Raw genomic sequence first — 16,300 nt, 5'->3', positions numbered from 1 at the left:
GCTATAGCTTCTGATTTCCGGCTTATTTTTTTGTGACATCATCAAAGCGTTTCAAGAATAATGCTGCATGCTGTCTAATCACGTTATCTTTTGCACCAAAAATGTTGCCATAGCCCTTAGCAATATTATTGGCCGCTAACCATGTAATTGCCTTAGCAAATTGATTGCTCGCTGGGACATCTACAAAGACTTGATCAGCTACAACTTCTGGTTCTCCCGCCTCACGATATAAGAAGGCGGCAAATTGTTCACGAGTTACCTTATCATTTGGACCAAAGTAGCCGTTACCATAGCCAGTTGTAATACCTGCTGCCTTCGCCCAATTGACCGCCTTTTTAGCTTCATCATTTTGATCAACAAGGTCTGGGAAAGCAGTTGTTGTTGCTGCTTTTGGACTACCTGCCAAACGATATAGGAAAAGCACGGTTTGAAGGCGTGTCAAGCTATCGTTAACCCCAAAGATAGTATGTCCGTCGTTATCAGTATCGGCATAGCCTGTGGTGACTTTGTTATCTAATAGCCACTTAATTGCTGCTTTTGCTTCTGCATCAGGCAAATTGACGACATCATCAAAGATAAGAGCTTCCGATGGTTTTTCAACTAATGCTTCAATTGCAGCTTCTAAGGCATTATTTGCAGTGGCTACCTCGGCTTTGGTCGCAGCTACCTTGTCTAAAATAGCTTTGGCTGACTGCAAGGCATCAGTAAATACCTTCCAGCTCGAAGCCGTATAGTTGCCTTTTACCTTGTCTTTATTAGCATCGTACAATTCTTGGAGTGCTGTCTTATCTACGATTTCTTTTTCAACTAAACCTTTAACCGCAGTATTTAAAGCAGTATGAGCATTATCAACTTCTTCTTGACTCGCAGCGGCATTCTCTAAAACTTTATTAGCTGAATCTCTAGCAGTTGTAAAAGCTGCCCAGCTTGCATCTGTGTAATTCCCTTTTGCTTTATCTTTATTAGCAGCATACAAGGTTTCAAGAGCGGTTTTATCAACAACATCTTTGGCATCCACGCCAGTAATATCAATGCCATCCAATTGGAACGTACCACCAATCACTTCAACTTTTGCCGTATGCGCTTGATTAGATAAACCAGTTAATACATATGAGTTCAAACGATCACCAGTAGCAGCAACCTTACCGGCATTATCGACAATCACATTATCTACTGAAACACTTAGTAAAGCAGCTGATGTATTACCGAATAAACTAAAGCCAGCACCTTTAAATTTAAAGACGAAATAATTTGGTGTTTCAATTTCAGCTGAGCTGTAATAGATTGAAACGCCACGATAATCCATATAAGTAGTGTTGGCTTGATTATCACCCAATGACACTTTGAGTGTATGTGCTCTTTCTTCCAAACCTCTCGCTGAATAGATCACACCATCTCCAGGACCATGATTACCTACATCAACACCATCAAGCTCAAATTTATATGCCGTATTGCTTGTATTAGCCTTAAAATCAATCCCAGTACCTGTAAAATTAATCACCAGATAAGGATTGTCAGTAAATGCTGCCCATGCATTAGAAGCTTGTGAGCCCCAATTACTTGATCCACCTCGATAAGCATAAACCGTATTTTCAGCATTACCAAGCTCTTCATCAGATTGAATATGTGTTAAAGCGGTTGGTGCAAGACTCCGAACGGCACCTGCTGTTTCATTTGAGGTAAATTCTGCTTTAGTAAAATTAATTGAACCTTTTGTTGATACTATTTTTAGTGTATGCTCCTTATAATCTAATCCTTCTTTTGACCAAACCATTTGTGGAATTTCACTATTATTTAAATATTGAATGCTATCAATTTTTTTATCATCAAGATAAACATCAGCTGTGCCACTGTTTTGATCAAGAACACCATAAACCTTAGCATCAACACCAGTAAATTTCATTTCAAAGGCCGCACCATCAGAAGTCGACCATGCCCTTGAAGCATTTGTTTGCCATGTGCCTGAATAATATACTTTATTCGCAGTACCCTGTTCTTCCGTTTTGTCACCAAAAGTAATGGTTGTCCCACTCCAAACCGGTTTATCAGTTTTAGTTTCTGTTAGTGTGCGATTATAATGCGCATAACCAGACTGTTTATAAGTCCATGCACCAACATAACCCAATGGATTAAGCTCATTCAATCCAGCAATGACATCATCTTCTGCTGTAGCTAAATCTGAATAAATCTTACCTTGACCACTATCAATTTTTAACGATTCATAACTTACCGTATCGATTGGATCCACTCGTAAATTATCAATTAATGTTTCATAATAGCCACTACCAATGGTTACTCGACCACTCATATTAGTTTTAGCTGTATCAACATATGAAACCTGTTTTTTTCCATCTACAAAGAATGAAATTTGATTTTCATTGGCTTCAATCGCATAATTATGCCATTTGGTGTTGTCAAAATCAGAAATAGTCCCACTTTCAACAGTCTTTGTCTGTCGCTTCAATTCCCATTTACCATCTGCATAAATTGCTGCCTCATAACCAGCTGAACCTTTCAGCTGCCTAACACCAAGTAGGACAAAATTTTTCCGATCAGCACGTTGTTCAGCGTTCATATCTAATAAAGCATCGAAAGAATATTTATAATTCGTCCAGCGGTGGTCACCAAGCCAAGTATAGCTCGTTCCATCAGTGTCTGCGCCATCAGTACCACCCCAAACACCCCAAGGCGCACCTACTGTGGCTGTCGTAATTTTTTGTTGCAGGACATTAGCATGGTCAGCTTGATCTGGAATGGTGACTGCTTTTCGAGCAGCATAGCTAGTTGAATTATTCCTGTCAGCATAAGTTACCTCTTTTGTCACTTCAAAAGCACCATTTTGATCAGTTGTATATCTCGGTGTCCCACCACGACGCTCAACATAATCACGACCTTTATCATCCTTGACATAATCTGAATATTCAAAATCATCTGTATAAGGCAACGCTAAAATCGTATCCTTAGATATATCAACCTGTTTTGCTTGATAAGGTGTTGTCACATCTGCGGCTAAAGTCGTTACCGTTAAAATTGAGTATGGTTTAACTGTAATCGTGTAGACGCCAGCCTCTGGTGTGATACTACCAATATTTTGCAGCCAGTTCGCATCATAAGCCTGACCTTGATCTGGTCCTCTTGTTTCCCACAGCTGCACGATACTATTTTCTTTGCCTGCCAAATTTTGTGCTGAAATGGTATAGGTTCTTGAATTCGCCGTATTATTCGTATAAATTGTTGAATAATCATTACTATCTGGTGATTTTAAGGTTAAATAATTATGAGTCCCGCTTCCTGCCGCAATACCACCATCACTATGATTACCATCATTAAAGGTTGCCTCTGGCAAATATTGCCAACGTGTATGATTAGTATTTGCAAAATTCATCACCTGACGTACACCTGAAATACCGCTATCTTCTTCATAAAAGCCTGACCAAGGATCATAAGCACTGATTAAATGCTTCGGATTATAACTTGAGCCTTCATAAAAAGCTGCAACAGCAGGCTGAAAATCAAAGGAAACTGCTTTGAGCGGATTGGTTGTTTCTCCTGCCCATGAATAGGCCGCACCGATACGCTGTACCACATCAACCGTACCAGCAGTACCACCAACACCACCGTATTGGGGCTCCATATTCAAACGATATCTGGAGTTAATCATTGGGGCAATCCCTTCTGATACCCAGACCTCCTTCGTTTTTTCGCCAGCACTTCTCAAACTATTTTGTAAAGCCGTTAATTCTGCTGAACCAGATAGACCGTAATGATAACTGATGACATCAATTCCAGCTTTAACCAAAGCATTATTATTCATCAAGCTTGCAATCGTTTTTGTATCTCTATAGCCATCAGAAGCGACGTATTTAATATTTTTATAGTCCTGCTCATAATTTGATTCTTTTTTGATTTGTTCTAAATAATAAATTAACCACTTATCTTCATTTTTATTATTATTCTGTGCACGTTCATTTTGCGATAAGCCAACATAATCTAATGACCAGCCAAATTCTGCTTTAACTGCATCAATCGTATTTTTGTACCAAGCATATTTTGCTGAATAATCAGTATTTTTAGAACCATTCCAAGAAAAACGAGGCTCACCCCAGCGTAGAATTTCGGTTGTAATATGTGGATTAATCGTTTTTGCATCATTAGCAAAGGTAAACCCTGCGCCACGAACAACATTTGCTGGCTCATCTAAATAGCGCATAGTCGCAGGCTCTGCACCAGAGGACGAGTTCACATCAGCGCCTAATTCTACTTTAATGTGGTCAATCCCTGCACCCGTTGTCGGATTAAACAATTTATTCATAATTTCCCAATACGCTGTTGGGTGTTCTTCCTTATAGTCCAACAATAAGCGTGAAGTATTATTGCAGGTTACAGTGCCAAAACCTTTAAAAGTATTTTCTGTATCAATAACTGAACCATCAATTGTAATTTCCTTACCTTCAACCTGTTTTGGCACTTTAAGCGCATAGGTTTCAGCTTTACCACGATAGCTGACTGTTAAATTGACATTTTTAGCTGTCGCACCACGAGTAACCACCCCAGAGGTTGAAATCGCTGTTTCATCTGTTGAAGTCCAGCTGATACCATTACCGGAAATCAATTTTAAATGCTCTTTAACTGTATCACCTGTTTTAAAACCTAAATCATTTTTCAATTGTTCAAAGCTAAAATCAAGATTTTCATTGGTAACAGACGCCACAGTCTCATCAGGTAATGCAACATTATAAATTCTTAAATCACGATAATGCAGATCAAGGTTAGGATTACTATTCATTCCCCAACGATTCAAACGAATTACGCTATTTCCAATTTCATCAGCACCAATCCCATTAGCCGCTACTTCAACTACCTTCGTTCCATCAACCCATAGCTTGAGTTTACCGTCATTACCGCCATCTAAACTCAAGGCATAATTATGCCAGGCGTCAGCTGCCGGCAAATCAAATTCAGCAACAATGGCATCCGAATTTGCTTGTCTGATAACAACCGCTGATTTACCAGTATCACGATTCCAATAGGGACGAATTGAGATACTATTTTGCAAATAATCTGTCTTGCCACCATAAATAAACATCGCTCGATCCTGCGTATAAGTATTTCTAGATTGTGTTGCATTAAGCTTGGCATCAAAAGTAAAGCTGATATAATCCCCTGAAACTTTGGCAGAGGCTGGCGTATCACCCGCAATATGTCCCTCATTCGCATTATTATTATTAACTAATGATACATAATCATCATTAAATGTCACGTTACTACCCGTAGGCAAAACTTCACTCGAATTAATGCTATCGTTATATTCTGTTGTTTTATTTAAAGGATAATGGGCAACTGCCCCTGTTGGTTCAGGATTTAAAGCCTCAGCAACAGCTCTGAATGGCTCTGAGCCTATCGCCAAGCACTGATTGGAAACAATCAAACTTATCAAAAAAATCCGAAATAATTTGCTACCTTCTTTCATTTAACCATTCTCCTTATATTTTAGATTTCATCTTAAACATATTACTGCATTTATTGCAAACGCTTACATTTTATAAAAAAACAAACTGCTGATTAGCAGTTTGGATCATTAACTTTTTAACTAAGGCTGTTTTCCGATATATGCCAAAATCCCACCATCGACATAAAGTACATGACCATTAACAAAATCTGAAGCTGAGCTAGCTAAGAAAACGGCTGGACCCTGCAAATCTTCCGCTGTACCCCAACGCTCTGCAGGTGTTTTAGCGATAATAAATTGATCAAAGGGATGACGAGAGCCATCTGCTTGCTTTTCACGAAGCGGCGCTGTTTGTGGTGTCGCAATATAACCAGGCCCAATCCCATTACACTGAATATTATATTGACCATATTCTGAGGCAATATTACGGGTCAACATTTTTAAACCACCCTTGGCTGCCGCATAGGCTGAAACGGTTTCACGACCGAGCTCTGACATCATTGAACAGATATTGATGATTTTACCACCACCATTTTTAATCATGCCAGGAATCACTGCCTTAGATACAATAAAAGGCGCATTCAAGTCGACATCAATTACTTGACGGAAATCAGCTGCACTCATTTCAAGCATTGGTACGCGTTTAATAATCCCAGCATTATTAACTAAAATATCAACAATACCAACCTCAGCTTCAATTTGTTTGACCATAGCTTGAATGCCAGCTTCATCGGTTACGTCACAAACATAGCCATGTGCCACAATCCCTTTTTCCTGATAGGCGGCTAATCCTTTATCAACCCCTTCTTGTGTCCTGTCGTTAAAGACAATTGTTGCGCCTGCTTTAGCGAAGCTTTCCGCCAAGGCAAAGCCAATTCCATAAACCGCACCTGTTACTAAAGCAATTTTACCGTCTAATCTAAAGTTATTTAATTCAAAAGTCATTTTTTCCTCCTTATTTAAAATGCTGAAACGACCGTTTAGCGATTACGGGCTAAATTGCTTTAGAAAATCTGATGACTGCTGTAATGATTGGTCAAGCCAAGAACGCTTGACTGAATAAACAATCATTTTCGCTGTCACAGATTTTCTGAGCAAAAGCATTTAGCACCTTGATTACTTCAAATCAGCCATATCTACCATATCCATGTCAGTATAGGTAATATTTTCGCCACACATAGCCCAAATGAAGCTATAATTACTGGTGCCCACACCAGAATGAATTGACCAGCTTGGACTAATAATCGCTTGCTCATTATCAACGACTAAATGCTTCGTTTCATCTGGCTTGCCCATCATATGAAAGACTTTATTGGGACTGGCTAAGTCAAAGTAAACATAAGCCTCCATTCGACGTTCATGCGTATGACATGGCATCGTATTCCAGCTTGAGCCCTCTGCTAGAATCGTATACCCCATCTGTAATTGACAAGATTCGCAAACATTGGGATGAATATACTGGAAGATTTTCCGTTCATTCATCGTTTTACCTTCACCTGTCGCCATTGGTACAATATCATTAATGCTTATTTTGACATTAGGATATTTATGATGAGCAGGCGTTGAGCTAATATAGAATTTAGCAGGATTAGCCGCATCGTCACTTGCAAAAACAACTTGGCGTGTTTCTTTACCAATATAATAGCCATCTTGTTTAACCATCGACTCTGTTTGACCGTCAATCGTGACTTTACCAGGACCACCGATATTAATGACACCTAATTCACGGCGTTCTAAGAAATAATCCACACCAAGCTCTGTTGAAAGAACAATTTCTAATGGTTCAGTCGCTGGGGTCACACCACCAAAAATCATGCGGTCATTGTGCGTATAGGTCAGATTAATTTCACCGGGTACAAAAACCTGTTCAACTAAAAATTCACGACGTAATTCCTCTGTTGAATAGTGTTGAATATCTAGTGGACTATGGGTATAGCGTGTTTCCATGTTTTGCATTACTTTACACTCCTTCGTTTGTTTTTAAAAATTCAACTAATTCACTTGGCGTTGGATAACCATCATTATCGCCCGGATATTGAACTGCTCGTGCCCCAATCGCACAGGCACGCTCAACCGCTGATTTTAACGGCAATTTTTCTAGTAGACCTGAAATCAAGCCAACCGCAAAGCCATCACCTGCACCAACTGTATCCACCACTCGCTCAACCTTAAAGGCAGATACAGCGTATGGCTGCTCACCTCTAACCTTGACCAAGGCGCCTTTTGAGCCATTTTTAACAATCACAGTCTGGGTAATCGTACTCTGGTCAAGATAAAAATCAGCAATCGCTTCTAAATCATCTGTCCCTACTAGGATTTTTCCCTCATTAACACCGGGTAGTACAATCACTGCTTTCTTAGCCAATTCATTTAAAGTTTTAACCATCACATCCTCTGATGACCATAAGGCGGGTCTGAGATTTGGATCAAAAGTCGTCTGAATGCCCTGTTGATTAAGTAAGTCAAACAATTCGTCAACTGCTTTTAAGCCAAATTCTGAAATTGCCGCCATAATACCTGAAAGGTGCGCAATTTTGACCTGACTCAAATTCACATTTTTTAAATAATCGCTATTGAGATGAGCCGCTGCCGAACCTTTGCGATAATATTCAACCTTAGGATCACCTGTTGAAACCTTTTCTTTAAAATAAAAGCCAGTTGGATTGGTAGCAGTTGTTTCAATATAATCTGAGCCAACGCCGTGTTGATTAATTTCATTTAAAATAAATTGGCCAAAAGCATCCTCGCCGACTTGGCTAATATATTGAGTCGTATGACCTAGCCTTGCCACCCCAATCGCAACATTTAACTCCGCACCTGCTAAAAACTTTTGAAAATGAATTGCTTCGCTCAAGGGTACATCACAGTCTTGTGAAGCAAATACTGCCAAAGGTTCACCAAGGGTGATAAATTCACTCATTTTACACCCCCTGAATCGACCGATATTTATCAACGTATTGCTTGGCAACCGCAGTCACAGCTTCATAATCTCCTGTTTCAGCTGGTTTTAATAAATTACCACCAACACCGACAGCGACAACACCTGCCTTAAACCAGTCCTCGAGGTTATCAAGTGAAACACCACCGGTTGGCATGATATTTAACTGTGGCAGAGGCGCTTTAAAGGCACTAATAATTGAAGGACCAAACGCATTACCTGGGAAAAGCTTAATAATATCAACACCAGCCTTTAAGGCGGTCTTTATTTCGGTAATTGTCATGCAGCCCGGCAAATATGGAATTTGATACAGATTGCAGATTTCAGCCGTCTCCAAATCAAAAGTTGGACTAACAATAAATTCTGCACCCGCCATAATCGCTAATCGAGCGGTCACAGCATCTAAAACCGTTCCTGCACCAATTACCACCTCAGAATCTGAGCGATATTTTTCAACCAATTTGGCAATCGCTTGATCAGCATTTGGCACTGTAAAGGTCAATTCAATCCCCTTCATACCGCCAGCAATAATCGCATCTGAGGAATTAAGCGCTGCATCAGCTGTAGCACCTCTAACAACTGCAATCACACCGATTTGTTTTAGCTTGGATAAAATGTTCATTTTTTTCAAAGTAACCGCCCTTCATTTTCTAATTATCAAGGTTATAACCAAAGCATTCAATTTGCGTCAAGGCCGGAAAAGGTGAGTGATCTTGGTCACTCTTTATCAGCTTTGTGAGCGTAACCTTACTTATTTCAATTGCTTCAAAATTAAAATATTGGGGTACACTGCTTTTAATTGTTGTAAATTCTTTTTCTACCTTATCATCAAAAACAACTGAAGCTTTTGTCCAATAGCTATCATGCGGAAAGTCAGAACGCAACGTTAAACCGATTTTATCAATCAAAACCTTTCGCCCAAAATCTATTGTTAAAGCCGCATCCTGCTGTTGATTAATCCCCCACGATTGATAAGGATATGAGCCATGACTATTATTTGCAAAAATACCATCAATCGCATTTCTAGCGAAAAATGTTGCATCGTTTCGAGTTTCAATATTAGCATAGGCATGGGGATAAGCGAGACTATCTTCTTTTTGATCATGAGGATTGAATGACAAATTGCGATACTGTTTTATTTCAAAAGCTCTTGCCAAACGTACTTGTAGATAATGACGTTTTGCTCGAAATGCATTTTCACAAATCGCTTCCAAACCGTTAGTTGATAGCATTGGCTGATAGCGCCATGAGGTACCTTTCACAAAAATTAAAGTTTCCTCCAAGGTTTCATCTAGCTTAACCATCAGGTATTGATTTGGTTGTTCAAGAGTTAAAGTAATTGAATCGCCATTTTGGATAGGCAAAAGTTGGGTTGCTAGATAGACAAAATCTTCTCCTGTTGCCTGCATGGGCTTTAAGAATGTTTCATAATCATTTTTAGCTAGTTTAACTTGATTATTTTCATCTAGAATAGATAAGGTTAGCTTCACAATTTTTCCCGCCTTTCAAACGAAAATTCTTTGTTAAGTGGATAATAAAATTTAAATAAAATAAATATCAGCATAAAACCGATTACTGGAAAGGCTGCTGTTAAACATTTTAAAATTAGGCCGTCATAATCACCCCAAGTAGTTGGCACAGCAATTTCAAAAGTTGGTAAAGCAATTGATAAAGTCAATGGTATCAATGCTTGTCCTAAACCATTACTCATCTTTCTAAACATGGTATACATCGAATATAAGAGTGCTTCATTTTTCTTGCCCTTAATCTTTTCTTGATAATCAATACTTTCGGCAACGAAGGCCCAAGTATAAATAAATAAACCAAATGCAAAACTATTAGCTATCGTTTGTAAGCCAAGCCAGATAAAAGGCTGCTTGATCGGTAAAATAACCATCATAAAACTAATTATTGCGCTCACTGGTAATAAATACGTTACAATTTGATACCTTGTATATTTTTCCAATAATTGATTGCCAACAATTGTCCCAACAATCAAAGGCGTTAGAGTTACAATCGCATAAAATGAATTTAATCTGCCATCTTTAAAATAAACTTGAAAAGTCAACTGTCCCAGAGTGCCAGCACTATTAATAAAAATAATTTGAACCATACTGATCAAGGTGATTACAACCATCGCCCGATTCTGGATAAAAAGTCGAAACAATGCTCGATAGCTAACCTTAGCCCTTTCTTGATTGCTGGAGAATCGTTCTGTGACATTTAAAAAAAGTAAAATAAAACTAATTAAAGCAATTACACCTAAAATAATTGCGACAATAATCATTCGATTGCCAATAAATACACTGACATTTTGCTTTGAATTAATCATTTTTTTATAAACAAATAATGGTAAAAAAATCGAAATAAGTGTTGTTGCAATATACTGTCCCCAGCTTCGCCAAATAGATAAGGATGATCTTTCATTTGGTTTATCAGTAATCACTGTCGCCATAGCACCATACGGTACATTAACCACTGAAAAAACAATAATCCACAATAGATAAAAAATCACAAACCATATGATACGAGCAATATAGGGTAAGTCTTGATAGTTAACAAAAATTAATATTGGCAAAAATGCCAAAAGCACACCACCATATAAACACCAAGGCTTAAATTTATCACCATGCTTATTTACTTTTGAGTGATTAACTATCTGTCCAATAAACGGTGCGTTTAAAGCGTCAGCAAGCTGACAGCCAAAAATCAAGATGGCATAATGTGATAGTTTAATACCAATATATTGAGTGGTGAAAATAAACAGATAGGTCGAAATTAAATTAAAACTCATATTACAACCAAAATCACCCATTAAATAGCCAAATAAATCCTTGATACCGAACGCTCTTTTTTGTTTGAGCATAAAAATACCTTCTATTTTTGTTGATGTAGCTTACTGCAATTCAAAAAAATCGTTCCAATAAATAAGACTGGTGTTAAAATAAAACCAAATTGTGGTTTAAGAATCATCAAGGCCATCATTGAAAAAAAGAGACCTAGATTAAGTAAGCTGACATACCATTTTCTTAATAAATAATAAATTGAGATTCGCATGATATCTTTTAAACTAGCTGTATAATTACGAACTCTGAAATACAACAAATTAATCGTGAATGCAATTGCTAAAACACTCAATAAGATAAAAAAAGGCACTGTAATTTTCGCAAATGGTAAGTGATAGAACAGCAATGCATCACTTATTGTAATAAAGAGCATCAAGGTTAAACAAATACCATATTTAAAACCCTTTAAACCATATTTTTTTAAGCCAATTTGAAAGAAAAATTTAAAGGATTCAATCTCACCATAAATACGATAATGATCCATCGCTGCAAATATAATGATTATTGCGGGATAGAAAAGAATCGTTGACAAAACGAAAATCCCTAGGTTTTCCGGTGCGATTGCTAGAAAATTTGCCACACCGAAAAAAGGTAAATTTAAGATTAATAAACCAAGATTCATCATTAAGCCACAATAGAGATAATAAATCCACTTCATGTAAATATTATTGTCATAAGTCTGATTTTTGAAACGAAACATTTAAATCATCCTTTCACACCCGAAGATGCAATACCTTCTACAAAATATTTTTGCATAGATAAGAATAAGATACCTACTGGTAATATTGAAACAACTGAAGCAGCCATAATTAAAGCGTATTCTGCATCATAGAGGCCAACAAACATTTTCAACCCCAGTTGAATCGTTTTGTTTTCTGTACTTGACAAATAAATAAAAGGTCCCATATAATCATTCCACGTATTAACAAAAGTAATAATGGTAAGGGAAGCTAACGCTGGTTTAACCAAAGGAAGGATAATTCTACGATAAATCCCCCATTCAGATAGTCCATCTATTCTTGCACTTTCACTTAATGAATCAGGAATTGTCATGTAATATTGACGTAATAAAAATACCCCAAAAGCACTAAATGCTTGCAATAAGATAAGTGACATCAATGTGTCAGATAAACCAAGACTACGCATCATAATAAATTGTGGAATCATATAGCTTTGCCAAGGCACAGCGATAGTACCAATGTAGGCTAAGAAAAGAAAATCACGGCCCTTAAAATGCATCTTTGAAAAGCCATATGCAGCAAAACTGCTTGTAAACAACTGAATTAAGGTAATGACAATACTTAAAAATGCTGTATTTTTAAAGAAGGTAGCTAACGGAATGCGCTCCCAGATAATAGAATAATTCTCCGGATGAAAGGTCGCTGGAATCCAACGAATCGGTACAGTAAAGACTTCGTTATTAGTCTTGAACGACGAACTAATCATCCAAAAAAATGGTACAAGTGTGAAAATTGCTAATACTGTTAGAAAAATTAATAAAATAAACATTTTTAAACTTATTTTTTTGTTCAATGATCACACCTCCTATTTTGAACGCTCATTCAAGCTAAATTGAACAACTGTAATACCAAGTACTAAGACAAATAAAACAAAGGCAATTGCTGAAGCATAGCCGAATTTAAAATTAACAAAGGCTTCATTGTAAATATCATAAACTAATACATTAGTTGCCCGTCCTGGACCGCCATCTGTCATAACCTGAACCAAATCAAATACTTTAAAACAATTGATAACTAGCATAATTGTCACGAAAAAGGTTGTTGGCTTTAAGCTTGGTAAGGTGATATTTAAAAATTGCTTCCACTTTGAAGCACCGTCTATTGATGCCGCCTCGTACAGCTCTTTTGGAATTCCTTGTAAGCCTGCTAAATATAAAATCATATAATAACCCATACCACGCCAAACACTTACGATAATAATAGCTGGCATCGCCCAAGCAGTCGTTGTCGTCCAGCCTGGTGGATTTTCAATAAAAATTCTTAAAAATTGATTAATCGGGCCCATTGTTGGATGAAATAGCATATTCCATACAACCGCTATCGCAACTAAACTGGTAACATATGGGAAGAAAAATGCTGTTCTGAAAAATTTCATCCCTTTAATTTTTTGATTTAAAAGAATTGCCAAGCCCAATGAACAAATCAAAGTTAATGGTACAACGCCAACTGTATAGTAAATTGTATTCTTAAATGAAATCCAAAAAGTTGTATCATGAAGCATTTTTTGAAAATTACTTAAGCCAACAAATTTTGGTGCTGTAAATGAATCCCATTCCAAAAAGGCTAGAGCAAATGAAAAAATCACTGGAATTAAAGTAAAAATAAAGAATCCGATAAAATTAGGCGCAATAAATGAATAGGCCGTCAATAAATTCTTGCGTTCACGCTGTTTTTTAGCTTTGCTAATCGGTGCTGCTTCCATCAATTACTCCTTTACGTAATTAAAATTAAACATGAGGCAGAGCAAATGAAGTCAATTATCAAAATTGCTAGTACATTGCTCTGCTCATCAAATACTGAATTAACCAAATCAGTCAAACATCAATATAAAGCCTGCTATCTGATTTTATTCAACCTCTGATTTAACACGACTTTCCATTTCTTTAATCCCATCTGCTGGTGTTGTATCGCCAACAAGAATTAAATCATTTTCTTCTTGTAAAATTTTATCAATTGCGCCACCATTTTTATCAACTGGAAACTCAACCGCAATTTTATCAGGTGAGAAGGCTTTTAATGCAACCTCATCTGTCGGCATACCTTTTTTAGAGAAATAAATTTCATTAATTTCATCTGTACGGTAGCTTGGTACAACACCTGTTTCTGCCAATACCTTGGCACCTTTTTCACCAGAAGTAAAATCTAAGAACTTTTGTGCAAGTTTGGAATTTTTAGCATTTTTATTAATTGCAAAACCAGTTGGTGAACCAAATGTTGTGATTTTACCTTTTTCCTTTTGAGGAATCGGCGCAATTGACCAATCAACATTTGAAGTACCTGCTTCTTTTTCTTGAATAACTGCTGCCATGAACCATGTACCCATATACATCATCGCAGCTTTTTCACCATTAAATTGCGAAGCATAAGTGACTTGGGTTGATTTAGCAGTACCGTAATCCATAATTGCTTTAGAGTTTTGCAAGTCTAATGTCCGTTCGTAATAAGGTTTGAAGAAATCATAGCTAGGGTCAATTAAATTCGCATCATTTTGTGCACCTGCAATTGCTTGAATTACTGAACGCCATGTATGTTGATAAGCACCATAGACGCCGTTACTTGAATCAGTTAATTGTTTCGCATATTTTACATAGTCATCCCACGTAAGATTTGAAACATCAGTGATACCAGCTTTTTCTAATAAAGCTTTATTATAATAAAGTACCCAAAAATCTGTCCGATAAGGTTGTGCGTATGTTTTTCCTTCAATATCATACATTTTATAGGTATCTGCTGCCGCATCCGTATCAATTTCTTTGATATGTGATGTCAAATCCTTCAATTGATTGCGATAAGCAAACTGCGAATATGTATTTAAATTTTTCATAGTTAAAACATCTGTCTTATCACCGCTTGAAAGCATTGTTGTCAATTTTTCATCATAGTTATCTGCCGCAATGTCAACTGGTTCAATCTTTACCCCCGGATTTTCTTTTTCAAAGGCTGCAAACAAGGCTTTAAATTCAGGCGTTGTATCATAATTCCAAACAGAAACCTTCAAGGTTTTATCCGAGCTATCACTATCGGATGAATTTTTCTTACCGCATCCAACCAATAACACTGTAGCTAAGCTAGCTACTGCAGCTGTACCTAAAATTTTTTTCCATGATTTCATATCTTTCTCCTTTTTTTCGGCTAACCGAATATTTAATATAAAAAAATTTTATTACCAAAAATTAAAAATAACTGCGCCATACCTGATTAAGTCTAATAAGTGCTTCTAAATAGTAATAATCTCCCCAGCTCATGCATTCATCGACACCCTTATTACTATTTTTATCGTATACACCATGTAGCAATAGTCCGTTCGATTCTGGGACAGGTTTAGTGGTATAGTTTATGGCTAAAGATTCGATTATTTCTAAAGCAATCGCCTCATAATGACTTCGTTTTGGATTTGAAAGCGGCAATACTTTTGCTAATTCTAATAGACCACAAACCGCAATTGCGCCACTTGAACTATCTCGTTCTTCTCCACTGCCATCACTAAATATCAAATCCCAGTATGGCACCTTATCCGCAGGTAATTTTTCAATAAAATAATCTGCAAGTCGAATTGCAGTATCAATAAAACTAACATCATCTGTATATAGATAGCTTAGAGTAAAGCCATAGATGCCCCAAGCCTGTCCTCGTGCCCAACAGGAATCATCAGAAAAGCCCTGCTGTGTTTTACCAAATTTAGCTGCACCAGTTTCAACATCAAAAAAATATGTATGAAAGGTTGTTGCATTTGCTCTAACAATATACTTTTGCGTTTGCTTAGCGTGCAGATAGGCCGCTTCATGATATTTTGGATCACCAGTTTCGATGCTAGCAAAATACAATAATGGTAAATTTAAAAGACAGTCAATAATCATTCTGCCACTTTGCTCAGGATTATTTAAATCTCCCCAGGCTTGAATAATATGAGCCTTATCGTTATAACGGGTCATCAATAAATCCGCAGCTTTAATCGCCATCTCTCGAGACTTTAAATTGTCGTTTACCTTATAATCTGCAACTGCTGAAAGGATATAAAGAAACCCAATATCATGTGTTTCTAATTCAATTTGCTGATCTAAACGCTTTTGGAATGACTCAATCTGCAGCGCAATTACTTCGTCAAAATCTGTAGTTTTCGTTCCCTCCTTTGCTAAAAATAATTGACCTACCCAAAAGCTCGCTGTCCAATCTATATTTTTTTCTGCTGGAAAAATTTGATTTTCACTCGCAGCTGAAGGTACTAAATCTGAAAAAACGTCTAAATTACTCTTAATTTTTTGATAACAGTAATCCAATTGCTGTTGTAGCCATACTTCATTTTTTGCTCTGTCATTTCGGATCACGC

Annotated in this window: 12 protein-coding genes; all 12 read right to left on the bottom strand. The window is 37.1% G+C overall.

The genetic code is table 11. The annotated features are described in order from the left end of the window. Nucleotides 1-22: 22 nt before the first annotated feature. Complete coding sequence (locus HOY35_RS05075) at nt 23-5,470, bottom strand: S-layer homology domain-containing protein (RefSeq protein WP_172212923.1); 5,448 nt, start codon at nt 5,468-5,470, stop codon at nt 23-25. A gap of 120 nt (nt 5,471-5,590) precedes the next feature. Then, nucleotides 5,591-6,394, bottom strand: a complete 804-nt coding sequence (locus HOY35_RS05070; protein ID WP_172212925.1) for a gluconate 5-dehydrogenase — start codon at nt 6,392-6,394, stop codon at nt 5,591-5,593. 171 nt (nt 6,395-6,565) lie between these two features. After that, nucleotides 6,566-7,405, bottom strand: a complete 840-nt coding sequence (kduI, locus tag HOY35_RS05065; protein WP_172212927.1) for a 5-dehydro-4-deoxy-D-glucuronate isomerase — start codon at nt 7,403-7,405, stop codon at nt 6,566-6,568. Between the two features lie 4 nt (nt 7,406-7,409). Beyond that, on the bottom strand, nt 7,410-8,369 hold the full coding sequence (locus HOY35_RS05060) for a sugar kinase (protein ID WP_172212929.1): 960 nt from the start codon (nt 8,367-8,369) through the stop codon (nt 7,410-7,412). Between the two features lies 1 nt (nt 8,370). Beyond that, nucleotides 8,371-9,018: a bifunctional 4-hydroxy-2-oxoglutarate aldolase/2-dehydro-3-deoxy-phosphogluconate aldolase gene (locus tag HOY35_RS05055; protein ID WP_172212931.1), complete on the bottom strand. Its 648-nt coding sequence runs from the start codon at nt 9,016-9,018 to the stop codon at nt 8,371-8,373. Nucleotides 9,019-9,037: 19 nt separating this feature from the next. Further along, a complete protein-coding gene (locus HOY35_RS05050) occupies nt 9,038-9,880 on the bottom strand; it encodes a hypothetical protein (RefSeq protein WP_172213074.1) in 843 nt (280 codons plus the stop codon). Continuing rightward, nucleotides 9,874-11,253: an MFS transporter gene (locus HOY35_RS05045; RefSeq protein WP_172212933.1), complete on the bottom strand. Its 1,380-nt coding sequence runs from the start codon at nt 11,251-11,253 to the stop codon at nt 9,874-9,876. Before HOY35_RS05045 ends, HOY35_RS05050 begins: the two co-directional genes overlap by 7 nt. 11 nt (nt 11,254-11,264) lie before the next feature. Beyond that, the gene (locus HOY35_RS05040; RefSeq protein ID WP_172212935.1) at nt 11,265-11,933 is read right to left on the bottom strand and encodes a DUF624 domain-containing protein; all 669 of its coding nucleotides are present in this window, start codon (nt 11,931-11,933) and stop codon (nt 11,265-11,267) included. 5 nt (nt 11,934-11,938) lie between these two features. Then, a complete protein-coding gene (locus HOY35_RS05035) occupies nt 11,939-12,742 on the bottom strand; it encodes a carbohydrate ABC transporter permease (RefSeq protein ID WP_172213076.1) in 804 nt (267 codons plus the stop codon). 36 nt (nt 12,743-12,778) lie between these two features. Then, a complete protein-coding gene (locus HOY35_RS05030; protein WP_172212937.1) occupies nt 12,779-13,675 on the bottom strand; it encodes a carbohydrate ABC transporter permease in 897 nt (298 codons plus the stop codon). Nucleotides 13,676-13,819: 144 nt separating this feature from the next. After that, complete coding sequence (locus tag HOY35_RS05025; protein ID WP_172212939.1) at nt 13,820-15,085, bottom strand: sugar ABC transporter substrate-binding protein; 1,266 nt, start codon at nt 15,083-15,085, stop codon at nt 13,820-13,822. A 61-nt stretch (nt 15,086-15,146) separates the two neighbouring features. Next, nucleotides 15,147-16,298, bottom strand: a complete 1,152-nt coding sequence (locus HOY35_RS05020) for a glycoside hydrolase family 88 protein (protein ID WP_349627490.1) — start codon at nt 16,296-16,298, stop codon at nt 15,147-15,149. Between the last annotated feature and the right edge of the window lie 2 nt (nt 16,299-16,300).

Origin of the sequence: Enterococcus sp. MMGLQ5-1, from assembly GCF_013155265.1 — a bacterium.
In the GTDB taxonomy this organism is placed as follows: domain Bacteria; phylum Bacillota; class Bacilli; order Lactobacillales; family Streptococcaceae; genus MMGLQ5-1.
Note: the sequence above shows the minus strand (reverse complement) of the source record. Positions and strands in the feature narration are given on the sequence as shown.